The sequence below is a fragment of the Actinomadura sp. NPDC048032 genome (assembly GCF_040653175.1).
Lineage (GTDB): Bacteria > Actinomycetota > Actinomycetes > Streptosporangiales > Streptosporangiaceae > Spirillospora > Spirillospora verrucosospora.
Genome location: NZ_JBEZJP010000098.1, coordinates 1 through 22647 on the forward strand (window position 1 = coordinate 1; position 22647 = coordinate 22647).

Annotated in this window: 21 protein-coding genes and 2 pseudogenes; 4 read left to right on the forward strand and 19 right to left on the reverse strand. The window is 69.0% G+C overall.

The window, feature by feature from the left end; genetic code table 11:
• Positions 1–219 precede the first annotated feature (219 nt).
• Complete coding sequence (locus AB0C69_RS15840; RefSeq protein ID WP_360353972.1) at positions 220–1131, reverse strand: tyrosine recombinase XerC; 912 nt, start codon at positions 1129–1131, stop codon at positions 220–222.
• Positions 1132–1286: 155 nt separating this feature from the next.
• Between AB0C69_RS15840 and AB0C69_RS15845 the strand changes: the two genes are divergently transcribed.
• Genes AB0C69_RS15845 through AB0C69_RS15855 form a run of 3 tightly spaced genes read left to right on the forward strand, consistent with a single transcriptional unit; the run spans position 1287 to position 3529 of the window.
• Positions 1287–1640, forward strand: a complete 354-nt coding sequence (locus AB0C69_RS15845; RefSeq protein ID WP_345175011.1) for a YraN family protein — start codon at positions 1287–1289, stop codon at positions 1638–1640.
• Positions 1641–3191 carry a YifB family Mg chelatase-like AAA ATPase gene (locus tag AB0C69_RS15850; protein ID WP_345175009.1) on the forward strand — a complete coding sequence of 517 codons (1551 nt, stop codon included), beginning with the start codon at positions 1641–1643 and terminating at the stop codon, positions 3189–3191.
• Complete coding sequence (locus AB0C69_RS15855; protein ID WP_360353975.1) at positions 3188–3529, forward strand: hypothetical protein; 342 nt, start codon at positions 3188–3190, stop codon at positions 3527–3529. Before AB0C69_RS15850 ends, AB0C69_RS15855 begins: the two co-directional genes overlap by 4 nt.
• 56 nt (positions 3530–3585) lie before the next feature.
• Here the strand turns inward: AB0C69_RS15855 and AB0C69_RS15860 are convergent, their stop codons facing one another.
• The 6 genes from AB0C69_RS15860 to AB0C69_RS15885 all read right to left on the reverse strand — a co-directional run bounded on the left by AB0C69_RS15860 (position 3586) and on the right by AB0C69_RS15885 (position 10603).
• Positions 3586–4278 carry a hypothetical protein gene (locus AB0C69_RS15860; protein WP_360353977.1) on the reverse strand — a complete coding sequence of 231 codons (693 nt, stop codon included), beginning with the start codon at positions 4276–4278 and terminating at the stop codon, positions 3586–3588.
• A 2-nt stretch (positions 4279–4280) separates the two neighbouring features.
• Positions 4281–4649, reverse strand: coding sequence for a helix-turn-helix transcriptional regulator (locus AB0C69_RS15865; RefSeq protein ID WP_360353979.1), 369 nt, complete (start codon positions 4647–4649; stop codon positions 4281–4283).
• A gap of 89 nt (positions 4650–4738) precedes the next feature.
• Positions 4739–5143: a hypothetical protein gene (locus tag AB0C69_RS15870; protein ID WP_360353981.1), complete on the reverse strand. Its 405-nt coding sequence runs from the start codon at positions 5141–5143 to the stop codon at positions 4739–4741.
• Positions 5140–7305 (reverse strand): hypothetical protein, encoded by a 2166-nt coding sequence (locus AB0C69_RS15875; RefSeq protein WP_360353983.1) that lies wholly within the window; start codon positions 7303–7305, stop codon positions 5140–5142. The genes AB0C69_RS15870 and AB0C69_RS15875 overlap by 4 nt, the downstream gene beginning before the upstream one ends.
• Positions 7302–8987, reverse strand: a complete 1686-nt coding sequence (locus tag AB0C69_RS15880) for a hypothetical protein (protein WP_360353985.1) — start codon at positions 8985–8987, stop codon at positions 7302–7304. The genes AB0C69_RS15875 and AB0C69_RS15880 overlap by 4 nt, the downstream gene beginning before the upstream one ends.
• Positions 8988–9076: 89 nt before the next feature.
• Positions 9077–10603 carry a site-specific integrase gene (locus AB0C69_RS15885; RefSeq protein WP_360353987.1) on the reverse strand — a complete coding sequence of 509 codons (1527 nt, stop codon included), beginning with the start codon at positions 10601–10603 and terminating at the stop codon, positions 9077–9079.
• A 50-nt stretch (positions 10604–10653) separates the two neighbouring features.
• Between AB0C69_RS15885 and dprA the strand changes: the two genes are divergently transcribed.
• Complete coding sequence (gene dprA / locus AB0C69_RS15890) at positions 10654–11616, forward strand: DNA-processing protein DprA (RefSeq protein WP_360353997.1); 963 nt, start codon at positions 10654–10656, stop codon at positions 11614–11616.
• 31 nt (positions 11617–11647) lie between these two features.
• On the opposite strand, the gene AB0C69_RS15895 is transcribed toward dprA, so the two are convergent.
• The 12 genes and pseudogenes from AB0C69_RS15895 to AB0C69_RS15950 all read right to left on the reverse strand — a co-directional run bounded on the left by AB0C69_RS15895 (position 11648) and on the right by AB0C69_RS15950 (position 22593).
• Complete coding sequence (locus AB0C69_RS15895) at positions 11648–12379, reverse strand: hypothetical protein (RefSeq protein ID WP_360353989.1); 732 nt, start codon at positions 12377–12379, stop codon at positions 11648–11650.
• 123 nt (positions 12380–12502) lie between these two features.
• Positions 12503–12817, reverse strand: a complete 315-nt coding sequence (locus AB0C69_RS15900; RefSeq protein ID WP_185023091.1) for a DUF2469 domain-containing protein — start codon at positions 12815–12817, stop codon at positions 12503–12505.
• Complete coding sequence (locus tag AB0C69_RS15905) at positions 12814–13539, reverse strand: ribonuclease HII (RefSeq protein WP_345175000.1); 726 nt, start codon at positions 13537–13539, stop codon at positions 12814–12816. The genes AB0C69_RS15900 and AB0C69_RS15905 overlap by 4 nt, the downstream gene beginning before the upstream one ends.
• 275 nt (positions 13540–13814) lie before the next feature.
• Positions 13815–14696, reverse strand: a complete 882-nt coding sequence (gene lepB / locus AB0C69_RS15910; RefSeq protein WP_360353992.1) for a signal peptidase I — start codon at positions 14694–14696, stop codon at positions 13815–13817.
• Between the two features lie 168 nt (positions 14697–14864).
• Positions 14865–15215, reverse strand: a complete 351-nt coding sequence (gene rplS / locus AB0C69_RS15915; RefSeq protein WP_149257798.1) for a 50S ribosomal protein L19 — start codon at positions 15213–15215, stop codon at positions 14865–14867.
• A gap of 118 nt (positions 15216–15333) precedes the next feature.
• A pseudogene (locus tag AB0C69_RS15920) lies at positions 15334–15879 on the reverse strand (tRNA (guanosine(37)-N1)-methyltransferase TrmD); the annotation flags it as partial.
• Positions 15880–16323: 444 nt separating this feature from the next.
• Positions 16324–16536: pseudogene (locus AB0C69_RS15925) on the reverse strand (tRNA (guanosine(37)-N1)-methyltransferase TrmD); the annotation flags it as partial.
• Positions 16533–17045 (reverse strand): ribosome maturation factor RimM, encoded by a 513-nt coding sequence (rimM, locus tag AB0C69_RS15930; RefSeq protein ID WP_360353994.1) that lies wholly within the window; start codon positions 17043–17045, stop codon positions 16533–16535. The pseudogene AB0C69_RS15925 and the gene rimM, both read right to left, overlap by 4 nt.
• A gap of 11 nt (positions 17046–17056) precedes the next feature.
• Positions 17057–17299 carry an RNA-binding protein gene (locus tag AB0C69_RS15935; protein WP_021598307.1) on the reverse strand — a complete coding sequence of 81 codons (243 nt, stop codon included), beginning with the start codon at positions 17297–17299 and terminating at the stop codon, positions 17057–17059.
• A gap of 1 nt (position 17300) precedes the next feature.
• Positions 17301–17750, reverse strand: coding sequence for a 30S ribosomal protein S16 (gene rpsP / locus AB0C69_RS15940; RefSeq protein ID WP_345174994.1), 450 nt, complete (start codon positions 17748–17750; stop codon positions 17301–17303).
• An 853-nt stretch (positions 17751–18603) separates the two neighbouring features.
• Entirely contained in the window at positions 18604–20181 is a 1578-nt protein-coding gene (ffh, locus tag AB0C69_RS15945) for a signal recognition particle protein (protein WP_345174992.1), read from the reverse strand.
• Between the two features lie 87 nt (positions 20182–20268).
• Entirely contained in the window at positions 20269–22593 is a 2325-nt protein-coding gene (locus AB0C69_RS15950) for a [protein-PII] uridylyltransferase (protein ID WP_360353999.1), read from the reverse strand.
• Between the last annotated feature and the right edge of the window lie 54 nt (positions 22594–22647).

The window sequence follows — 22647 nt, forward strand, 5'->3', positions numbered from 1 at the left end:
TGGGCACGCCGGCGCAGCCGGGCGGCGAGCGCCGCCGGGCAGGGGCCTGCTCGCCCCGTCCAGCTCCCGGGCTCGCCCGGAACTGGCCGGTGGCGCTATCGTCGGCCCGTTCCGGGCGGCGGCGCGCTAGGCGGCCCGTAGGTAAATGGCCCTGCTCCGGGGGGAGCCGGTCCGGGCTCAGGCAGCTCGTAGGACGCAGTGCGCCGCCTGCTCTTGTTGCTAGTCGGAGCGGGAGCCGCGGGGGTGGGCTTGGCTGTGGACTTGCTTCAGGCGTTCGGCTGATACGTGCGTGTAGATCTGGGTCGTCTGCAAGGACGCGTGACCGAGGATCTCTTGCACGCTGCGCAGATCGGCGCCGCCTTCGAGGAGGTGGGTGGCGGCCGAGTGCCGTAGGCCGTGCGGAGCGAGGTCGGGAATCTGCCCTACCTCCGAGATCCGCGTGTGGACGATTCGCCGGGCGCTCGTGGGATGCAAGCGGCCTCCGCGTGCCCCAAGGAAGAGGGCGGGGCCGCTGTTCCGGGTCACGAGCTCCGGTCGTCCGGCGCGCAGCCAATCCTGAACGGCGCGGACGGCGGGCTCTCCTAGAGGAACCGTGCGCTCACGTCCGCCTTTACCCAGCACTCGAACGGTCCTGCGCCCGGTGTCCAGGTCGTCGACATCGAGCCCGCACAGTTCGCTCACACGGACTCCCGTGCCATAGAGAACCTCTAGGACGGCCAGGTCACGAAGCCCCATGGGCCCTTCGGCATCCACTGTGTCCAGAAGATGCGCCGCATCGTCCTGGGTGAGGACGGTAGGCAGATCACGCCGTCGTTTAGGCGTGCCCAGTAGCAAACCGGGGTCGTTTTCAAGAAGCCGCCGCCGGTGCAGATGGCGGGTGAACGCGCGTACTGCCGCCGTCCGTCGGGCAAGGGTCGCCCGGGATCGGCCAAGCGCATGCTGACGGGCGAGCCATGCCCGCAGCACCGAGACATCAAGTTCGGTCGGCTCCGTCAGGTCGGCAAGGGCGGCGTAAGCGCAGAAGTCCGCGAGATCCCCGAGATAAGCCCGCAGGGTATGGGGCGAGACGTCTCGCTCGGAGCGCAGGTGACGGCCGAACTCGGCGACGGCGTCCTCCAGCGCGTTGGTCACAGGCGTCACGCTGCGGCAAGGCCCCGTCCGAAGCAAGCACCGAACCCCGGTTTCGAGCGAATCACCCGGAAGCTCCCCCGCGTTATCCACAGAACGTCGTTCTTTGACTACGTTCCGCGAGACTCCGGCACTGTCGAAGTCCGGAGGTGAGGCCCATGACTGCCCACATCAACCTCGGCCGCCGCGGCGAGGACGCCGCCGTCCGGTACCTGACCGGACTCGGCTGGACGATCCTCGACCGAAACTGGCGGTGCCCCGAAGGGGAACTGGACATCATCGCCCATGACGGGCGACGGCACGTCGTGTGCGAGGTGAAGACCCGCCGGTCGGCCCGCTTCGGTGATCCCTTCGACGCGATCACCGTCGACAAGGCCGCCCGGTTACGGCGGCTGGCCTGGCGGTGGGCCGCAGCGCACGGCGTCAGCGGCGCCCCCATGCGGGTGGACGCGCTCGGCCTGATCGGCGACGGCGACGACTTCGCGATCGATCATCTGAAGGAGGTGTGCTAGATGACGCTGGCCAGAACCCGCTCGGTCTCCCTCGTCGGCGTGGACGGGTTCGTCGTGGACGTCGAGGCGGCCATCACCAGCGGCGTCCCGGGCCTGCACCTCGTCGGCCTCCCGGACACGGCCCTCAGCGAGGCCCGCGACCGGGTCAGGGCGGCGATCTTCAACTCCGGCGAGGACTGGCCCAACCGCCACGTCACCGTCTCGCTGTTCCCGGCGAGCATGCCGAAGAAAGGAGCGACCTTCGATCTGGCCATCGCGATAGCGCTACTCGGGGCGGCCGAGGTGGTCCCTCCGCGCAGCTGCGCGGAGATGGTGCTGATCGGCGAGCTGGGCCTGGACGGGCGCGTACGCCCCGCCCAAGGCGTTCTGCCCGCGGTGCTGGCCGCCGTGAACGGCGGGTACCGCACGGTCGTCGTGCCGCGCGCCAACGCCGAGGAGGCCGAACTCGTCCCTGACACGAAGGTGGTGCCCGCGAGCACGCTCCGCGGGCTGCTGTGCTTACTGCGCGACGAGCCACCGCCTTTCGAGGAGGAAGAGGAGGACTCCCCCTCACCTCCCAAAGGCTTCGGCCTTCGGCAACAGGACATCCCGCCCGATCTGGATCTGGCCGATGTCCGGGGTCAGGCCGAGGCCCGCCGCGCCCTGGAGATCAGCGCCGCGGGAGGGCACCACCTGTTCTTCGCCGGCCCGCCGGGCTGCGGGAAGACGATGCTCGCGGAGCGGCTCCCGACGCTGATGCCGCCCCTCGAACCGGAGGTCGCCCTGGAGGTCACCGCGATCCACTCCGTCGCCGGAACCCTCCGGCCAGGCCAGCCCTTGATCACGCAACCCCCGTTCTACGCACCGCACCACACGGCCTCCCGCGCCTCGATGGTCGGCGGAGGCTCGGGCCGCGTGCTCCAACCGGGCGCGGTCTCCCTGGCCCACCGAGGAATCCTCTTTCTGGACGAGGCGCCGGAGTTCATCGCCGGGACACTCGACGCCCTGCGGCAACCGCTCGAAGAAGGCGAGGTGCGAATCAGCCGCATCGAGGGCATCGCCCACTTCCCCGCCCGGTTCACCCTGGTCCTCGCGGCGAATCCGTGCCCGTGCGCCGCGGCGAAACAGATCGACTGCTCCTGCGCCCCAGGGGTCCGCCGCAAGTACGCCAGCCGGGTGTCCGGCCCGCTGCTCGACCGCATCGACCTCAAACTGGAGCTCACCCCGGCCAGCCGCGCCGAACTCCGCTACGACCTGGAGTTCGCCGAGTCGAGCAAGGTGGTGGCCGAACGGGTCATGCTGGCCCGCGAACGGACGATGAGACGCCTGGCCGGCACCCCATGGCGGTCCAACTCCGAGGTCCCCGGCCCGGAACTGCGCCGCCGCTTCACGCCACCTCAGGAGGCGATGCACGGCGCCGACGAAGCCCTCCAACGCGGCACGCTCAGCGCGCGCGGCCTCGACCGGATCCTCCGGGTGGCCTGGACCATCGCCGACCTGGCAGGCCACGACGAGCCCGGGCCGGACGACGTCGGCGGCGCGCTCACCCTCTGGTCCGCGGGGCGCCAATGAGCGACGAGCGAACCGCCCGCGCCACCCTGACCGCGGTCGCGGAACCCGGCGACGACTTCCTCAACCGGATGATCGACCACTGCGGCCCCGAGGGCGCGCTGGAGGCCATCCGGACCACCCGGCTCCCCCAGGGCATGTCGGCCACCCCTCAGGAGGTCCGGCGTCTGGACAACTGGCGGATCCGGCTCATCGCAGCGGAGCCCGACCAGGACATGGCCGTCTGCGCACGGTTCCGCGGCCGCCTCCACTATTTCCCCGGAAGGTCGTTGTGTTGCTCCAGGAAGTGTTGCGTCGGCAGGGACACCTTGTTGGAGTTCTTGTGGCTCACTCTGCCGTGAGAGTTGCCATGGGGCCCTCGGACCGAGGGTAAGGCCGTCTCGATCCCAGATCGCAACTATGTGTGTGATTCCGGTGCGTTTCCACTCTGCAACCTGTTTGTCTGTGCGCCCGCTCGGACCATGATGCGCCAGCTAAACGGCGCTTGCAGGAGCATGACGTTCGCGAGCAACCCCAGCCAGCTCAGCCAAGAGTGATGGCCAGTCGCTATGTTCATCGTCGTGAGGATCGTGACGATGAAGCACCAGATGTAAGTGCCCGGGACAAGGAAAAAGACCAGGCCCAGATCATACGGCCGCTGAAGCTTCGAGACTTGCCCGCGAGCTTGGAACTTCTTGATCCGATTCGAGACCAACGCTATCGCATTGAATGCGGCCAGCCATATCGCGATAGCGAGGACTCCGTGAGAGACCATCACGACGCAGGAAAGGCTGGTCGCCAGGCAGAAGCCCTGGAGATGGTCTCCCCAGGTGAGTGGTTGGCCCGTGAACGACTCGACGGGTCTGCGACGATCGATTCGGCGGGCAAGACCTGTGCCGACGAAGCCAACGGAGGTAAGCAGTTTGAGAAGCTTGCCTGGACGCTCGTTGACGAAGGCGGCAAGCTCTTCGCCCAGCGCTTCGGCTGCCGCGGGGTCATCGCAACGAAGGCGAGCCGACCATCGCACGAGTTTGTCCGCCAGCCAGGGTGAGAGGTCTGAGCACTCGTTGATCACAAGGCCGGAGATGACGGCGAACACGATGGCGCTCATGGTCATCGACCTCCCTGCAGAGCAGTGCGCCAGATCCTGAACGCGAATCCCGGACGTGACGCGCGCTTTGCCGGGGTGCTGTGAGGTCGTCGTTCTGCAAGGAGTTGCCTGGCCGCGGGCAGGCCCTCTGCCGTGAGTCGGTAGTAGCGCCGTCGTGGCCTGTTGGGCTGTGGAATCTCGTCCTCCCACCGCCCACTGATCCAGCCGGCATCAAGAAGGCGTTCCAGGACGCCGTAGACCGTTGGCCCTGACCGCTTGGTCGCTTTCGCGATCGGCCAACCGTGCAGGTCATCCCTGTTTTCGTTGTGCGCCTGGATGAACACTTCCAGCACGTCAAGCAAGGGTGGAGTCACTCGGAAGGGCTGCGACATGGCCCTAACTCTACCTAGGTCGAGTTAGAGGATGCTGGTGACACGCCGAAGCCGTGGGAGGAAGTTCTTGCTTTTCCGCGGTGCCGTGGTCAGTCGAGGGAGCGGAGAAGGCGAAGGGCGGTTGGGGACTGTTTGTCCAGGGCCATGCGAAGCTGGTCGTTCTCGATGGTGAGCACGTTGATCGCCCGGGCAAAGACTTCGCTGGCCCTGCGGTAGTCGTCTCGTTCCTGACATAGATCTTGGATCTGGGCTCGAAGCACGGCGAGTTCCTCGCGGAGTTTTCGCTCCCCGTCGGGTATGCCATCTCGGGCTCTGACCTCGGCATAGAAGAGATCCTTGAGATCTGTGTGCTTGTGTGTGAGCTTGTTGCGTTTCAGATCCGCCTCGGCGGCGAGGGCGACGATGGTGAGTTCTCCTGAGGATCGCAGGGGCTTCCCAGCGAGCAGCCGCTGCATCGCGGCAGTGATGGCGGCCCGTTCGTCGGTGTCGGTCACTGGTGATCCTGTTGCTGTGGGCTCTGCTTAGTGATCCGGGTGTGCTCGTGGCGGCTCGCGATTTTTTCCAGCATCTGGCTTCGTTGCTTGAGGCGTTCGCGCAGCGGGGTGGGTGTCAGCGGGTCGGTGATCTCTTCCTGGAGCTGACGGATCTCGGTGCGGAGTCCGGCGATGTGGATGTCGGTGCGGGCGATGTTGGCGCAGGCAGGGTCGCATCGGTTGATGGCGGGTGGCCGGTTCCGTTGGCCGCGGCCAGCCTGGTGAGGATGGCAGAGGGCCCGAGTTGGGTCGTAGTTGCAGGTCAAGAAGGCTTCTGGGTTGTCGTAGATGTGGAACTGCGGCTCGTCTAGCAGTGCGTCCGCTTGTTTGGGGGTCAAATACAGACCCTCGAATCGCACTGCGGCGTCCTTGGTTGCCTTGAACATCCGCCGGGCGGCCGGCCCGGAGATACCTTCGCCGGATCTGATTCGTTCGGCGAGGTTGTCGAGGTAGTCGGCCATGGCCCGGGCGGTTTCGAGGTCCAGGACCCGCCGGACACCGTGGCGGGCTCGACCGCTGTAACCCTCTGAAACAGTCGAGGCCCGAAGGTGCCCGTATTGGATGGCCAGGGCGATGCGTCCGCCGGGCAGGCGAGCGATGTGCCAGGCGATTGTCCTGCGGAAGCGTTTGGGGGTGACGCGGCCGTCCGGGTCGTCGGGAATGTGCTCGTGGGCCAGTCCGTGCTCGTTGGCGAGCCGGTTGGCATACTCGATGAAGCGGTGGACACGTTGCCTGGCAGCGATGGCGCTCAGCAGGAGCCCGGTCCGTTTGCGGCGTGGTCTCTCGTTGAGGTCGGAGATGTTGGTCCACGTGGTCTTCAGCGGGAACAGGGCGTCGCCCTCGGTGATCAGCTCCAGCACGCGGATGGCACGGACCACCGGCGGGATCACCGTCCAGGGAAGGTCGCGCGGCTTGCCATCGGGAATGCGCCGACCTTGCTCCTCCCGCACTCCCTTGAGGACGTTCCCATAGATTTCGTAACGAACGGCGGTGCCGCCGCCATCGTCGGGGACGGGCTCGGGGCAACAGCCGACCTGGAGCGCGAGCACTTCAGCAATCCGCATCCCCGACAGATAGGCAATGACGATCAGGCTCGCCGCCGACAGATGCCGCATCAACCTCGGCGCTTCGTGGAAGTCGATTGCAGGGATCCATGCCCGTTCATGCAGTTGGCCGTGGATCGGCGTGTTCAAGGGGGCGTGGTCACTGATGGTGATCTGGTCCCGGCAGCCTTCGAGGACCCGGTGGACCTGGCGGGGACTGACCTCGAGCATCCCAGCCAGGTAGGTGTCGGCGACACCGTGGCGGCCGTGGTAGTGCGCTCCAGGCAATGGCCGGTTGCTTGTGATGCTCTCTTGGACGAACCCCTCGATCCGCAGCCGTGCCCCTTCCGACCACTCCTCACAGGTCCGCGACACCAGCCGCTGACGTTCCTGCCATGCCGCGATGATGTCGCCGGAGAAGTCCTCCACGAACCGCAACGCCCAGATCAGCAAGGGTGACATCACCGCAGGATGGATCGGTGGGGTGCTGTTTTCGTTGCTGTCGGAGCGTCCGGGCAAGTAGTCGTCGAGGTCGCCGGCCTCCCATGGAGGCATTGGGATCCGGTCCTGCGGCGGCAGGTGCGGGGAGTATCCCCAAAGCAGCGTGATGGCATAGAGCGCATACGTCGTCTTGGCGGTCCCCTGGGTGCTGAGGCGCACTGCGTAGCGATCCAGGTCCTCGACCGTCACCTCGGCCAGCGTGCCGATGCCGTTGCTGGTTAGCCAGTTAGCGAATTCTCGCAGGTTAGCGAAGTGGTTGTAGATCGTCCTGGCGCTCGGCCAGGCCACCCTGTTGGTCCCCTTGCGTTCCAGAAGCTGCTCGGGAGTGGGCAGGTTGACCAGGCACCAGCTGGCCCTGCGGATCGACAAGCACATCGCCGGATCCTCAAACTGATCCCAGGTGATCGTGACGGCGTGGGCGTGGGCGTGGCTGTCCAATCGGGACAGGTTCCACTGTCGGGCTCCGAAGCGCGACAAGGTGTCAGCGTCGATTCCGTCCGGGATGTGGCCGCCAGTGACGAACGGGGCGTCGTCGGCGATCGGCCATCCGGCTGCGGGAAGACCCGACGGCGTGCTCACTGCGCTTCCAGTTTTCGGGCCAGCATCCGGTCGACCAGTCCCCGATCTCGCTCGGTGGCCTTGGCTCGCTCGGCAGCCCAATCGGCGTGGGTCACATGGGTCTGGCGCAGCGCGTCCAGACGCTGGAAGTGCTCGCGCCAGTCCTGCTCCCAGACCGCGCTGTCCACCACAGCTCGCAGGTCGCTGAGCGTGTGATGCAAGTAGGCCAGCCGTGGCAGATGCCGGCGAGTCGCGACGGCGTTAGGGCAGGCCAGGCAGAGCAGGAACGAGGCGGTGCAAGGCAGTCCGGGCTCGGTATGCGGGCTGTTGGTCAGGTCGGTGCAAGATGCGGTGGCGGTGTCGAGCTCACCCGCAGCGATCGCTCTGGCCAGCTCAGGGTCATCAGACAGCTCGACCAGTTCGTCGGCGTCATCGCCGAGCACCATCCGCATCTTCACGATGGCGCGGGCGTGGTCGACCGCGTCGGTGAGGCCTTGAGCGATTGTGTCCTGGACCTCGCCACGCAGTTGTGGATCACCATGGACGTAGACGTCGTCGTGGGTGTCCTGGGTGTTCTGAGCTGGCTCCTTGCGGATCAGAACCTGGACCGTGCGGCGCAACCGCCTCAAGCTGACCGTGTCTTGCCCGCAGGCCCCCGGGTTCTTCGGCAACCCGATCGCGAACATGTCTCGGGCGGCCTGCCGACGCCAGACCAGCAATCGTCGAGTTGGCTCGCCCTGCAGCCGCAGGCACTCACGGGCGAGCTCGGTCGCCTCGATCACCTGCCCCATCAGCCGGCCGGGCGAGCCGGGGCCCGAATCCAGCAGGTTGTTGGTGGTGTAACGCAAACGTACCGGTCGTCGCCGCTTGTCGATCTCCACCATGTGGATGTCGAAATCCTCATCCCCGGCTGCCGGATCGTGGTCCGGAATCAGCATCTTGTCCAGCGGTGCCTTGTTCCAGCCTTCGCTGGCCACCAACAGCACGGCCGCAGCGAAGATCTCCCTGCGAGCGAGATAGAGCCGTCCCCAGCTCGCGTTCGGCGCGGCCCCGCCGAGTGCGCGCTGATGTCTGCTGGTCAAGGTCCGCGTCCGTTCCCTGCGGCGGGCGGCATCCCCGGTCGTGAGGATGTAGTGCAGAGCCTCACCCAACACCCACTCTGGACTGTCCTCGGGGATCAGGCCGGCATACCACCGCCGCAGGTGCTCACGGTTGGTGCGGATCCGCACCAAGGCAGTGTGAAAGATCGTTGCCGCGTCTGCTCTGATCCGCTCGAACTCGGCGTGCGAGTAGGAAGGCGGTGTGCTGGGCGGAACAGACGTGATGCGCCGGTCAACGGCCTTGAGAGTCTCGGGGGGAACGCCTGCGACCAACGGCATGAGGGTCCGGAGCGCCCGCAACTGCTCACGTCCCCCCGCGGTGGCAGGCATCTGAAGGCGCCATGTGTTCCAGAGGGCCGCGGTGATCTCCTGCGGGACTTGAGGTGGCGTCTCCTGCTCGGAGACGAACTTCAGGAAGTGGAAGAGCGCCTTGTGGGCATTGCGGCAAGTCTCAATGGACCGCCACCCACCGCTCGGGCCGCTCTTGCGGTCAAACGCGGCGGCGAACGCCTTGCGTAGTGCGACGCTGCCCGGCATCACCCTGCCGCTCGCCGTGCGGGTGAAGTCACAGACGCCCGCAACCGCTCCATCCTCCTCGAACACGGTGACAGTCAGGCCGTCGGAACTCAGCGAAGGCGGCCGCGTGAATCCGCTAGGCGGCAAAGCCGCCTTCCGGCTGTGGCGCCCGGCCACTAGCCCTCCCAGCCGTCGGGCTCGACGTCGATGACCAGCCGACTGGAGGCGGCAACCTTGGTGAACACCTGACTCAAATCCTCGGTGCCATCAAGGATCATCGCCAGCCGAATCCCGTTGAGGGGCTCTAGGTAGATCATGCGCGTCGTGGTCTCGCTCTTATGACCGAGCAGGTCCTTAACCAGGGGAAACACCTCGCCGTAGACCTTCCGCAGATGCGTGCGCTCATCGGGATCCAGGCCGTAACGCAAGTCCAGACCGCGCTTCAAGGTGATCAACATCTTCAACGCGAACGAGTGCCGGCAGATATGAGGTGTGACCTGAATCGCCAGGCCATAGCGGGCGCAGCGCTCGTTGGCCGCGTCGAACACCTTCTCCCAAGATTCATAGGCCATCGGCAAGCCGCCTTCGGTCAACCACAGCTGCAGCGGCTCCAGTCCGTTCTCACCCACGATGAACAGCCGAGCCCGGTCACCAGCGTCGATCGCGTTGACCGGAGCCTCACTGCGGTTGCCCAGCGAGTCTTCCCAGCTGAGCAGTCGCCGGCGCCCGCCCGAGATCTTTGTGACGACCAGCTTGCCGCGCAGCCGGTCATAGGCGCCCCTGAGTTGCGCTCTGCGGATCGCAGCCCGCCTGGTGGAGACTGTGTATGCCTCCACAGCTTTGAGTGCGTCAGCGTGCACGTAGAACATCCGCTCACGCCGCTTGGCAATCGCCGCCGCAACCGTCCCCTCGTAGTAGGAGTGCCCCAGCACCGCGTCGGGAACCTCCAGCGTGAGCAAGCAACCACCCTCCCGCAGCCGCAACCCGCTTTCGATCAGCAAGTCCGCGAACGCGGAGTTCCGCCCATCATTGCGACCGCGCCAGCCCTGCTCCGGCAGCCCGTCCGGGCTGTAACCGCGCAGCCCTACATCACGCCAGAGTCTCAAAGTGCGGGGGGTGTACCACTTGACGTTCGCCACGCGTACGTCCTTCGCCCGGTTCGCCGGGACCTCAACTATCGAACCGTCCCGGGTCCGGGTCGTGTGCATCGTGACCGGGCTCGTAGCCATGTGGCCGTTGGCCACTGCCCACTTGTAAAGCAGTAGGAACGCTGCCAACTCTCGATCCCACTTGGCGCCAGAGATCCGCCGCGGGTTGTCTTTCGATCGACGCCGCCAAGCCTCGTAGTCATCGATGTCTTCGGCGTCCGCCTCATCCCAGTTCTTGCCTCGCGTCCACAGATACGAAAAGAACAGCCGATAGTCCTTCACATACGAAACCCTGGTGTCGTGTGCGAGCCGGGAAAACCGCGAACGTCGCATGAAGCGCGACAGCAAGGGATCAACCCGGCCTCGCGGGTTAATCAGGATTGGGGTACCCGGCTCGATCGATAGTGTCCGCTCGCGAGCATCGATATCCGCCCAGGCATCCAGGAGCGCGAATCGCCCGCGGGGAATCTCCACACCACGGGTGGTCCAGTAGACGTCCCACTGCCCTGCTTCCCCATCACCAACAACATCTGACACCCCGCCAGCAGAAGACATCAGGACAACTTAGGACGGTCTTACGCAACACGCTCAGACCTTCCGGGGAAATCTGCCCGGGAGACCCCGAATGGCCGACGACCCTCGACGATCTCGGCGCCGGCCGCCCGTACGCCCTGTGGCTGCACGGCCCCGGCGACCTGCGGTACAGCTGCCTGCGTTCGGTCGCCATCGTCGGTTCCCGCGCCGCGTCCCCCTACGGGCTGCGCGCCGCCGCCGACTTCGCCTCCGAACTCGCCGACCAGGGCTGGTCAGTGATCTCCGGCGGCGCCCTCGGCATCGACGCGGCGGCCCACCGCGGCTCCCTGGCCGCCGACGGCCCGACCGTCGCGGTCCTGGCGAACGGCGTGGACGTCCCCTACCCGGCGTCCAACGAGGGGCTCTTCGCCGAGATGGCACGGCGCTCTCTTCTCGTGAGCGAGTCACCGCCGGGCACCCACCCGCACCGCCTCCGCTTCCTCGTCCGCAACCGGGTGATCGCGGCCCTCTCCCGGGGCACCGTCGTCGTCGAGGCGGAGGCACGCAGCGGCGCCCTCAATACGGCCGGCTGGGCGGCCAAACTCGGCCGTGTGGTCATGGCGGTGCCGGGCCCGATCACCTCTCGTTCCTCGATCGGCTGCCACCGTCTTCTTCGCGAGGAGGGCGCCACCCTCGTGACCCGCCCCGAGGAGATCGTGGAGGCCGTCGGCCGCATCGGCACCGATCTGGCCCCGCCGCCGGCCACCCCCGTCCTGCCTCGCGACCGTCTGGAACGGGTCACCCGCTCCGTCCTGGAGGCGTTCCCAGCCCGCGGCGCGGCCGGACCCGCCCAGCTCGCCGTCAAGGCGGGTGTTGACCTGAACACCGTCAACGCCAAGCTCGGCCTGCTCGCCGCAGGCGGATTCATAGAGCGCACGTCCGCCGGCTGGCGCCTGACGAAGTCCGGCAGGTCGAACAGCCCGCCGCCCACACAGGCGGTCGACCCTCCCGACCTTCCCCGCATCGGAAACGACCATCCGCTGGAGCCCCGATGACTCTGACCTCCGGCCGCGTTGCCTCCACCCTTCAGCGAAGACCAAATCCCCTGAAGCGCCTCCCGCGCCGCGCCTCAGCGAAAGGCACAAAACGCCTGCACGGCGACAAGGGCGTGGTGGTGCGGTCCCCCGCCAGCATGCTCGCGACGGTCACCGGCGACGTCGGGTCGGCAACAGGCGGACCCGCAACTCCGGCTCCTAACCAACCAGCCGCCGCAGTGCCCGGGGTGCAGTCGCTGTCAGCGCTGTCGACGACCCTCACCGCCTCGCCGGTGGCGGCGGTATCGAGGACCCTGGCGGCCTCGCCGGTGGCGGCGGTATTGACGGCCTCGCCAGTATCGACAGCCTCGGCCGCGTCGGCGCTGTCGACGACCTCGGCAGTATCGACAGCCTCGGCGGTATCGGCGGTATCGGCGGTATCGGCGGTATCGGCGGTATCGGCGGTATCGGCGACCTCGGTGATGTCGGCGGTATCGGCGACCTCGGTGATGTCGGTGATGTCGGCGACCTCGGTGATGTCGACGACCTCGACGGTGTCGACGACCTCGACGGTGTCGACGACTTCGGCGATGCTGGCGACTTCGGCGATGCTGGCGACCTCGGCGGCCTCGCCGGTGGCGGGGGTGACGGCGGTGGCGGACGGCGGCCGCGTCTGGGGCGGTCTCGGGAAGCGGAAGGGGTGCTTGCGCGACTTGTTATGGCAGGGCGGCCAGGCAACGGCTTTTCGTGGGTCAAGACCCGCCGGGGGGTCGGCCGTTCCCACTCGCGGCGATGTCTCCGAGAGGGGTCGGCGATCGCACGGTGAGGGGTCGACCTGGGTGGACGAGGGCGGCCCTCTTGCTCCAGCGATCACCAACTCAGCGGAAGCGGTCGTGCTTGTGGGTGGCTACTGCTCGGCGGGGAGTTCGAACTCGCTCTTCGCCAACTCCTCGACGTTGACGTCCTTGAACGTCACGACTCGAACGTTCTTGACGAAGCGGGCCGGGCGGTACATGTCCCAGACCCACGCGTCCTGCATGGTGACCTCGAAGAAGACCTCGCCGTTGTCGACGCTGCGCACCTGGAGGTCGACCGAGTTCGTGAGGTAGAACCGCCGCTCGGTCTCGACGACGTAGCTGAACAGCCCGAGGACGTCGCGGTACTCGCGATAGAGCTGCAACTCCATCTCGGTCTCGTACTTCTCGAGATCCTCCGCGCTCACGCTCGTGCCCCTTCCGTGCGGTCCTCATCGGGGAGCTCCCCCTCGGTCTCCTCCTCCAGGACCACCTCTCCATTGTTGCGCAAGGCACGCCCGACATTGACGTAGGAGAAACGATGCTCAGGACACGGACCGTGCACTTCCAGCGCCCTGCCGTGCGCACGGGTCACGTAGCCCTTGTGAACATCGAAGCCGTACTCGGGATACCGCTCATGGAGCTCCACCATGATCCGGTCCCTGGTGACCTTGGCGATGATGGAGGCCGCCGCGACGCAGGCCGCGACCTGGTCGCCTTTGATCATGGGGAGGCCGGGCACGTCCAGCCCCGGCACCGCGAACCCGTCGCTGATCACGTAGGCGGGCCGCTTGTCGAGGGCGGCCAGCGCCCGCCGCATCCCGGTGATGTTGCACCGGTGCAGGCCCAACCGGTCGATGTCATGGCACGGGATGACGATCGCGCTCCACGCGTACGCGCGCTCGGTGATCTCCGCGTACAGCCGCTCCCGGCGCGCCGGTGTGAGCAGCTTGGAATCCGTGAGGCCGTCGATCTTCCCTCGTCCGCCTTGGAGGATCACCGCGCCGACGACCATCGGCCCCGCGCAGGCCCCCCGACCCGCCTCATCGACGCCGGCGACAGGACTGAAGCCCGCGTGGGCGAGAGCCCGCTCGTACGCGAACAGTCCTGCGTCCCGGCGCGGCGTGAAGCGGAGTGGACGACCGTTCATGCTCCGCAGCGTACGTCCCACCGAGCCCCGGCCGCTCCCCGAACGCCACGCTTACTGCCGTATGCCGCACCACACCGGAAACCACCCAAGTCAGAGAGCAGCCCCCGCGTTCTCTCCGCCCCAATGGCGCACCATCCCCACCCGGTCAGGCTGAGGGACATGGGCGGTAAAGGGCCCGGCAGCCTGAAGGGGTTGCTGGTCCAGCCACCGCAGCATCGCCATCAGCGGCCCCGACCGGCTTGAGCGGACAGGGGGTGATTGATGCCGGGGTTTTGTCAGGGTTTGTAGTGGTGGCGGCGTCTGAGGTAGGCGAGAGGCAGGGAGCAGAGGATGCCCAGGGCGTAGGGGGCAGCAGGGAGAGCGGCTGCGCCGGCCTTTTCCAGGGCGGGTTGCTTGAAGGTGGCCGGGATCGGGAGGGTGCCCAGGCGGTCCAGAGGCCAGACGATGACGAAGGCGCGGCCGATGACGCGGTCGATCGGGATGGTGCCGCCGCCCGGGTCGCCGCGGTGGGAGCGCGAGTCGTAGGACAGTTCGCGGTGGTCGCCCATCACCCAGAGCTGACCCGGCTTCACAGTGACGTCGAAGGGGTCGTTGGAGGGCTTGTTCTGCTCATGGGTGATCGGGTCGGTGAAGATGTAGGACTTCTCGTCCAGGGGGACCCCGTTGACGGTGACGCGGCCTTGCGCGTCGCAGCACTTGACGTGGTCGCCGGGGATGCCGATGACGCGCTTGATGTAGTCCTTCTCGTTGGGCGCGACGCCGAAGGCGGTGCCGACGGCGCGCAGGGCCTTGGAGACGGGATTGCTGGGCTCGTTGACCTGGACCTCGGGGTCCCAGGAGTCGAGGCCGTTGAAGACGATGACGTCACCGCGGGCGATGTCCCGGGTGTGGTAAACGATCTTGTTGACCAGGACGCGGTCGCCGACCTGGAGGGTGTTCTCCATGGAGCCGGACGGGATGTAGAACGCCTGGACCGCGAACGCCTTGATGACGAGGGCCAACACGACGGCGACCACGATGAGGACGGGAAGCTCTTTCCAGAAGGAGCCCTGCTTCTTCTTTCGCTTGCCGTCTTCATCGGAGTCGTCGGCCGTTTCATCGGCCGAGTCCACGGGCTCCTTCTCTTCGGGCACCGCGCCCTCGGCTTCGGATCGCACGTCTCTCCGATCGTCCTCGTCAGTCATCAGAGCGAAAGCCTAGCGGCGCGATGCCCATGGGACGCCGCGCGTGGGCGTGTCGCCGACGGCCAAGCCGATCATCTCCGTCCAGAACGGGCAACGCCCCGGGCACCGTCGCCGGTTCCCGGGGCATCGTGGTCCATCGGCTCAGTGCTCGCGCTTCTCCTTGATGCGCGCGGCCTTGCCGCGCAGGTTGCGCAGGTAGTAGAGCTTGGCGCGGCGCACGTCGCCGCGGGTGACGACCTCGATCTTGTCGATCGAGGGGCTGTTCAGCGGGAACGTCCGCTCGACGCCGACGCTGTAGCTGACCTTCCGGACGGTGAAGGTCTCGCGGGCGCCGCCGCCCTGCCGCCGGATCACCACGCCCTGGAAGACCTGGATTCGGCTCCGGTTGCCCTCCGTGACGCGCACGTGCACCTTCAGCGTGTCGCCCGGACGGAAGTCCGGGACGTCGGCGCGCATCGCGGCCTTCTCGATCTCCTGGATCAGGGTGTGCATCGCAGCGGTTCCTCGTGGTCGAACGCGGGCGTCGAGAGGCCCCGGTGGGTCTTTCGTGGGGGCGTCGCGCCGCGGAAAGTGGTCTTGGGGTGCCGTGCGGTATGGACGCACGGACGCCTTAGTCTGCCATATCTTCGCCGTCAACCGGAAAACCGGCCTCGCGCAGCACGGCGCGGTCGTGCTTGTCGAGAGCCTCCGGCGCGAGGCGGGAGAGCAGTTCGGGGCGGTGGCGGGCCGTCCGGCGCAGCGCCTCGTCGCGCCGCCAGCGGGCGATCGCACCATGGTGTCCCGAGAGAAGAATGTCCGGAACAGGCCGCTCCCGCCAGACGGGGGGCTTGGTGTAGACGGGCCCTTCGAGGAGCGACTCCATCGCTCCTGGGGCGAAGGAGTCGTCGGCGACGGAGTCGGCGTTGCCGAGGACGCCGGGCAGAAGGCGGCCGATCGCCTCCACCATGACGAGGACGGCGACCTCCCCGCCGGCGAGGACGAAGTCGCCGAGGCTGACCTCGTCCACCGGCATGCGAGTGCGTGCCTCCTCGGCGACCCGGGAGTCGATGCCCTCGTAGCGGCCGCAGGCGAAGATCAGCCACGGTTCCGCCGCGTACCGCACCGCGTCCGCCTGCGTGAACGGCCGCCCGCTCGGCGTCGGAATGATCAGCCGCGGCACCGCCCCGGCGGCGGCGGACGTCTCGGCTTCCGGCCCACCGGCCGATTCCAGACCGGGCGCGGGAGGCGCGCCCGCTCCGGCGATGCCTGGCGAACCCGTTCTCGACGCGCCGAGTGAGCCCGCCTCCGGCTTCGCAGACGGGTCAGTCGCGGAAGCGTGAGCGGTTTCAGCCCTGTACACGCCGGGCTGCAGCCCGAATGCGTCCGGGGAAGCCGGTTCGGATGCTCCCGGCTGGCCTGGAGCGAGTCGGCCTCTTGCGGACGGGTCTCCCCCGCCGTGCGAACCGGCGTCGGTCGCACCGCTGGAAGATGTCGCGCTGGAGGCGTTTCCCGGCTCACCCGGGGGCGTCTCGCCCAACACGGGCGGAGTGGAAGGAGCACCGCCGCCCGGCTGGGGCGCGGTCGTCCCCGGCAGGGCGCCCGAAACGCGGGGCACCAGGGCGTCGAGGGCCTCGCCCCAGGGGTCGGGCTTCATGACCATGCCGGGACCGCCGCCGTAGGGGGTGTCGTCGACGGTGCGGTGCCGGTCATGAGTCCATTCGCGCAGGTCGTGGACGCGGACCTCCAGCAGACCGGCGCGCCGGGCCTTGCCCAGGAGGGAGATGTCCAGGGGGGCGAAGTACTCGGGGAAGATCGTGACTATGTCGAGTCTCATGATTCGTCGAGCAGTCCGGGGGGCGGATCGATGACGAGCCGCCCCCCGGGAACGTCCACCTCGGGGACGAGCGCGGCCACGAACGGGACCAGCTTCTCGCCCCCGGCCCCGCGTACGACCAGGAGATCCTGGCCGTGGTGCAGGACGTCCGCGACCTGGCCGACCTCGGCCCCGTCCGTGGTGACCACGGCGAGTCCGAGCAGTTCCTGGTCGTGGAAGTCGTCCGGGTCGGCGGACGTGGTGATGTCACCGGGGTCGACGACGAGCCACGTGCCGCGCAGTTCCTCCGCGGCGTCGCGGTCGCCGACCCCGGCGAAGCGCACGAGCAGGCGTCCCGAATGCCAGCGTTTCCGCTCGATGGTGAGCGGACCGACGGTGACGGGGTCGGTGGCGATCGCCGTGCCCGGGGCGAACCGGGACTCCGGCTCGTCCGTGCGGACGTCGACGGCGACCTCACCGCGAATCCCGTGCGGCCGTCCGATCCGTCCCACCACGAGCGGTTCGCTCATCGGGACACCACTCAGCGGACCTCGTTGACGTCGAGCAGGTCGACACGCACGTAACGGCCTCCGGAGAGGGCGCTGATCACCGTGCGAAGGGCCTTGGCGGTGCGACCGCTTCGGCCGATGACCTTCCCGAGGTCCTCGGGGTGCACGCGCACCTCCAGGACCCGGCCGCCCCTGATCCTGCGGGCGCGAACCCGGACGTCGTCCGGGTTCTCGACGATCCCGCGGACCAGGTGCTCGAGCGCTTCTTCGAGCACGTCAGCCCTCGCTCTTGGCTTCGTCGGTCTCGGTGGCCTTCGCCTCGGTCTTCTTCGGCTCGGCCTTCTTCTTGCCGCGGGTCGCGGTGCCGGCGGCCTCGTCGTCGCCCAGCGACTCCTTGACGGCGGCCTCGAACGCGGCCTTCTTGTCGGCCTTCGGCTCGGCGACCTTGAGGGTGCCCTCGGCGCCCGGCTCGCCCTTGAACTTCTGCCAGTCGCCGGTGATCTTCAGCAGGTTGAGCACGGGCTCGGTCGGCTGCGCGCCGACACCCAGCCAGTACTGCGCACGCTCAGAGTCGATCTTGATGAGCGAGGGCTCCTGCTTGGGCTGGTAGAGCCCGATCTCCTCGATGGCCCGCCCGTCCCGCTTGGTGCGGGCGTCGGCGACGACGATCCGGTACTGCGGGTTCCGGATCTTCCCCAGACGCTTGAGCTTGATCTTGACTGCCACGGGTGTGGTGTACTCCAACTTCATCACTGGATGGGCGGGCCCGCGCCAGGTGGGGAACACCGGCTCGCGGCCGCCCGATGGACTCCGGCCGCGCAGGACGAGAGAGGGCGCCTCGCGATTCCGGGTTTCCAGCCTGTCATTCTGCCAGACGTTCGCCGCGAAAGCGCAATCGCGCCGCCCGGGTGTCGCCCCTCCGCCTCGATGCCCAGGCCGCCCGCAAGCCACACCCCTTCTCAACGCCCCCGCGCGCCCCACCAGGTGACCGACTCCGGACGCCGCACATCAACGCGTCCACCACCGCCAAGCAGGTCAGGCCGCGGTTGCGAGCCCGCGCACCAGGAAAGCGCCCCTGGTCAGGCCCCCAAGGAGGGCCGCTGAGCGAGAGCCGCGCTCCCAACAAGTACCCGGGCCAGGCCCCCCGGAAGGAGCGTCCCAGGCCAGGCCCTAAAAGAACGTCTCTGGTCAGGCGCTCAGGAACGGCCGCTGCGCGAGAGCCGCGCAGCGGGACGAACACCCCGGGCCAGGCTCCAGGAAGGCTGCTGTGGGAGAGACGGGCATTGGGACGAGCGTCCCTGGCTAGATTCCGGGAGTGCCGGGGTGCGTTCTTCGGTAGATCTTTGTTTCATCTTGTGGGCGACCACGCTGCGAATTTCCACGCGTCACGGCGGCGTATCAGCCGGGGGCTGTTCGTGGGTTGTGGGGCGGGTCTGGGTGGCGTGGGCCGGGCGTGCGGCTTGGGCGTCAGCCTCTTTGGCTTGGCGTGGTGGTGGGGCTGTGCGCTGGGCGGGGGCGGCGGAGGCTTGAGGGCCCCGCCGCAGGGGGTTGTGTCTGCGGCGGGGCCTTCGGGGACGGGCTATTTCTTTTTGCGGCTCTGGAGCTTGTTCAGGTCGGGCATCTGGAAGCCGGGCGGGAGCTGGCCGCCGCCCAGGCCGGGCGGGAGCTGGCCGCCACCGAGGCCGGGCGGGAGGCCCTTCGGCATGCCCTCGGCCGCGGGGGCCTGCTCCTGGGAGGGCTTGCCCGCGGCGCGCTTGCGGGGGTCGCCGCTGCGCTGCTTGCCCTTCTTGTTCTTGGCCGCCTTCGCCGCCTTGGCCGCCTTGCGGCGGCCGCCGGGCATGCCGGGCAGGCCCATGCCGCCGGCCATCTGGCGCATCATCTTCTGCGCGTCGAAGAACCGGGTGACCAGGCTGCTGACCTCGCCGACGCCGACGCCGGAGCCCTTGGCGATGCGGGCCCGCCGCGAGCCGTTGATGATCTTCGGCTGGGCGCGCTCCTGCGGGGTCATCGAGCGGATGATCGCGGCGATGCGGTCCAGGTCCCGGTCGTCGATCTGGCTGATCTGGTCGCGGACCTGGCCCATGCCCGGCATCATCCCGAGCAGGTTCCCGATCGGGCCCAGCTTGCGGATCATCATCATCTGCTCGAGGAAGTCCTCGAGCGTGAAGTCCTCGCCCGAGGCGAACTTGCTGGACATCTTCTCGGCCTGCTCGGCGTCGAACGCCTGCTCGGCCTGCTCGATCAGGGTGAGGATGTCGCCCATGTCGAGGATCCGGCCCGCCATGCGGTCCGGGTGGAAGACGCTGAAGTCCTCGAGCTTCTCGCCCGTGGAGGCGAACATGATGGGGCGTCCGGTGATGTGCCGGACGGACAGGGCCGCGCCGCCGCGCGCGTCGCCGTCGAGCTTGGTGAGGACGACGCCGTCGAAGCCGACACCGTCCATGAAGGCCTGGGCGGTGTTGACCGCGTCCTGGCCGACCATGGCGTCGACGACGAACAGGATGTCGTCGGGCTGGACGGCGTCGCGGATGTCGATGGCCTGCTGCATCATCTCGGCGTCGATGCCGAGGCGGCCGGCGGTGTCGATGACGACGACGTCGTGCTGGGCGTGCCGGGCCTGGTCGATCGAGCGGCGCGCCACGTCGACGGGGTCGCCGACGCCGCTGCCCGGCTCGGGCGCGAACACCGGGACCCCGGCCCGCTCGCCGACGACCTGGAGCTGCTGGACGGCGTTGGGACGCTGGAGGTCGGCCGCCACCAGCATCGGCGTGTGGCCCTCCTGCTTCAGCCAGCGGGCCAGCTTGCCGGCGAGGGTGGTCTTGCCGGCGCCCTGCAGGCCCGCGAGCATGATCACGGTCGGCGGGGTCTTGGCCAGCCGGATCCGCCGGGTCTCGCCACCGAGGATGGTGATGAGCTCCTCGTTGACGATCTTGACGACCTGCTGCGCCGGGTTCAGCGCCTGCGAGACCTCCGAGCCCTGCGCCCGCTCCTTGATCTGCGCGATGAAGTCCTTGACCACGGGGAGCGCGACGTCGGCCTCGAGGAGCGCGATCCGGATCTCGCGGGCCGTCGCGTTGATGTCGGCCTCGGAGAGCCGGCCCTTGCTGCGCAGCGACGAGAAGACCGTCGTCAACCGGTCGGAGAGCGTCTCGAACACGTGTCTGGACCGTCCTTGGAAAGCTTCTGGGATCGCCTATCAGCGTATCGGGTCACCGGGCGAGCCCTGCCCCCTCCGGAAACCCGTTCAGTGGAGGGTTCTCAGAACCCGGGCCCGGACGGCGGCCAGAGCGTCGGGATCGTCGAGCGGGCGGCCGTGGTCGTCGACCACGTAGAAGACGTCCACGGCCTCGGCGCCGAGGGTGTCGACCTGGGCCGCGCGGACCTGCAGGCCGCAGGATCCGAGCGCCTGCCCGACGCGCCACAGCAGTCCGGGGCGGTCGTGCGCCCGGACCTCGACGACGGTGGCGGTCCGCGACGCGTCGTCCACGATCATGACGCGCGGGGGCGGCACCGTGACGCCGGGCCGGATCCGGACCGACCGCGCCCGCCGTTCGAGGCGCTCGGCCACGTCGAGGCGCCCGGCGAGCATCCTGCGCAGGTCCGCCTCCAGACCGGCCGGGTCCGGCGGGGTCCCGTACTCGGGGACGGCCGTGAAGTCCAGGACCGCCGTCTGGGCCGGCGAGGCCGCCGGGGAGGAGATCACGCGCGCGGTCTTGACGGCCAGGCGGTGCAGGGCGAGGACGCCGGCGGCGCGCCAGAGCAGTCCCGGACGGTCGGGGGCGGCGATGGTGATCCGGGAGCCCGTCACGCGGACGGCGGCGCCGTCGTGGCGGGCCAGGGCGAGGTGGTCGGCGGTGAGCGCGGGAGCGGGCGGGGGCGTGCCGCCGGAGAGCACGGCGGCGGCGCGGCGGGCGAGTTCGGCGACGAGGCCGGCCTTCCAGGCGCCCCAGGCGGCGGGGCCGGTGGCGCCGCCATCGGCGACGGCGAGGGCGGCGAGGAGGTCGACGACCTCGCGCTCGCGACCGGGCGCCCCGGACACGGCGGCGGTGACGGTCTGGACGGTCACCGGGTCGTCGATGTCGCGGCGGGTCGCGGTCTCGGGGAGCAGCAGGTGGTGGCGGACGAGCGTTTCGAGGACGCGGACGTCGTCCTCCGGGAGGCCGAGGCGGGCGCCGATGTCGCGGGCGATGACGGCGCCGGAGGTGGAGTGGTCGCCCGGCCCGCCCTTGCCGATGTCGTGCAGGAGGGCGCCGATCAGGAGCAGGTCGGGGCGGGCCACCTCGCGGGTCAGGGCGGCGGCGCCGGCGGCGGTCTCGACGAGGTGGCGGTCGACGGTGAAGCGGTGGACGGGGTTGCGTTGCGGGCGGTTGCGGACGCGCTCCCAGTCGGGCAGCAGCCGGACGATCAGCCCGGCCTGGTCGAGGGCCTCCCAGACGGCGATGGCGGGGGGACCGGCGCCGAGCAGGGAGACGAGCGCGTCGCGGGCCTCGGCGGGCCAGGGGACGGGCGGGAGGGCGGCGTGCTCGGCGAGGCGGGCGACCGTGGCGGGAGCGAGGGGCAGGCCCGTCTGGGCGGCGGCGGCGGCGACGCGCAGGATGAGGGCCGGGTCGTTCAGATCGGCGTTCCGCGCGAGGACGACCTCCCCCTCGTGCTCGACGGCGCCGTCCCCGACCGGCCTGCGCTCCACACCGCGCCGGCCAGCGGTCTGCGGGACACCGGGAGGCTGCCGGTGCTTGGCCCTGGTGAAGTTGTCGACGCGGCGCCACAGGTGGGACGCCCCGTAGGTGACGGTGCGGGCGGCCTCGACGATCGAGCGCTGCAGGACGTCGGCGTCCGGGAGACCGAGGGTGCGGGCCACGGCCTCCTGCTCCTGGAGGACGAGGCGGTCGGTGGAGCGGCCGGTGACCTGGTGGAGCGCGTGCCGGATGTCGAGGAGGAGGTCGTGGGCGGCGCGAACCCGGGCGTCCGGGGCGGAGGCCACCCAGGACGCGGCGACGGCGTGCATGACGTGAACGTCCCGCAGCCCGCCGTGGGCCTCTTTCAGGTCGGGTTCGAGCAGGAACGCCAGTTCGCCGTGGGTCTCCCAGCGCTCGCGGCACATCGCCGACAGCTCCGCCAGCCGGGTGGGCGCGTCCGCGCGCCAGTCGGCGAGGACGGCGGCGCGCAGCTCGTCGACGAGGGCGCTGTCTCCGGCGATGCGGCGCGCCGACAGAAGGCCGAGGGCGGCCTTCATGTCGCCTCGCGCCACGGTCTGGGCTTCGGCAACGGTGCGGACGGAGTGGTCGAGCCGCTGCCCGGAGTCCCAGATCGGGTACCAGACGCGGTCGGCGATCTCCGCGACGCCGGCCAGGCCGCGGTGCAGCAGGACGAGGTCGAGGTCGCCGCCGGGCGTCAGCTCGCGGCGGGCGTGGCTCCCGACCGCGACGAGCGCCACCCCCTCCGCGGACGGCGCGGAGGCCAGGAGGGAGGCCAGCCAGCTGTCGAGGGCGTCGGCGCGGGAGGCGCGGGCGGCGGCCAGGGCGGCGCGGGCCGGGTCCGGAGCGGCGCAGGCGCACAGCCCCTGCCGCACGATGAGCGAGGCGCGTTCGGCGGTGTAGTCCGCCCGGCTGGCGGCCGGTCGGAC

Excerpts from the sequence above, each read along its gene's own strand:
- AB0C69_RS15865 (WP_360353979.1), bottom strand. The coding sequence starts at position 4,649 with ATGTCGCAGCCCTTCCGAGTGACTCCACCCTTGCTTGACGTGCTGGAA.
- rplS (WP_149257798.1), bottom strand. The coding sequence starts at position 15,215 with ATGCACACCCTGATCCAGGAGATCGAGAAGGCCGCGATGCGCGCCGAC.
- rimM (WP_360353994.1), bottom strand. The coding sequence starts at position 17,045 with ATGAGCGAACCGCTCGTGGTGGGACGGATCGGACGGCCGCACGGGATT.
- AB0C69_RS15850 (WP_345175009.1), top strand. The coding sequence starts at position 1,641 with ATGACGCTGGCCAGAACCCGCTCGGTCTCCCTCGTCGGCGTGGACGGG.
- AB0C69_RS15860 (WP_360353977.1), bottom strand. The coding sequence starts at position 4,278 with ATGAGCGCCATCGTGTTCGCCGTCATCTCCGGCCTTGTGATCAACGAG.
- AB0C69_RS15845 (WP_345175011.1), top strand. The coding sequence starts at position 1,287 with ATGACTGCCCACATCAACCTCGGCCGCCGCGGCGAGGACGCCGCCGTC.
- AB0C69_RS15855 (WP_360353975.1), top strand. The coding sequence starts at position 3,188 with ATGAGCGACGAGCGAACCGCCCGCGCCACCCTGACCGCGGTCGCGGAA.
- AB0C69_RS15905 (WP_345175000.1), bottom strand. The coding sequence starts at position 13,539 with ATGAACGGTCGTCCACTCCGCTTCACGCCGCGCCGGGACGCAGGACTG.
- AB0C69_RS15885 (WP_360353987.1), bottom strand. The coding sequence starts at position 10,603 with ATGTCTTCTGCTGGCGGGGTGTCAGATGTTGTTGGTGATGGGGAAGCA.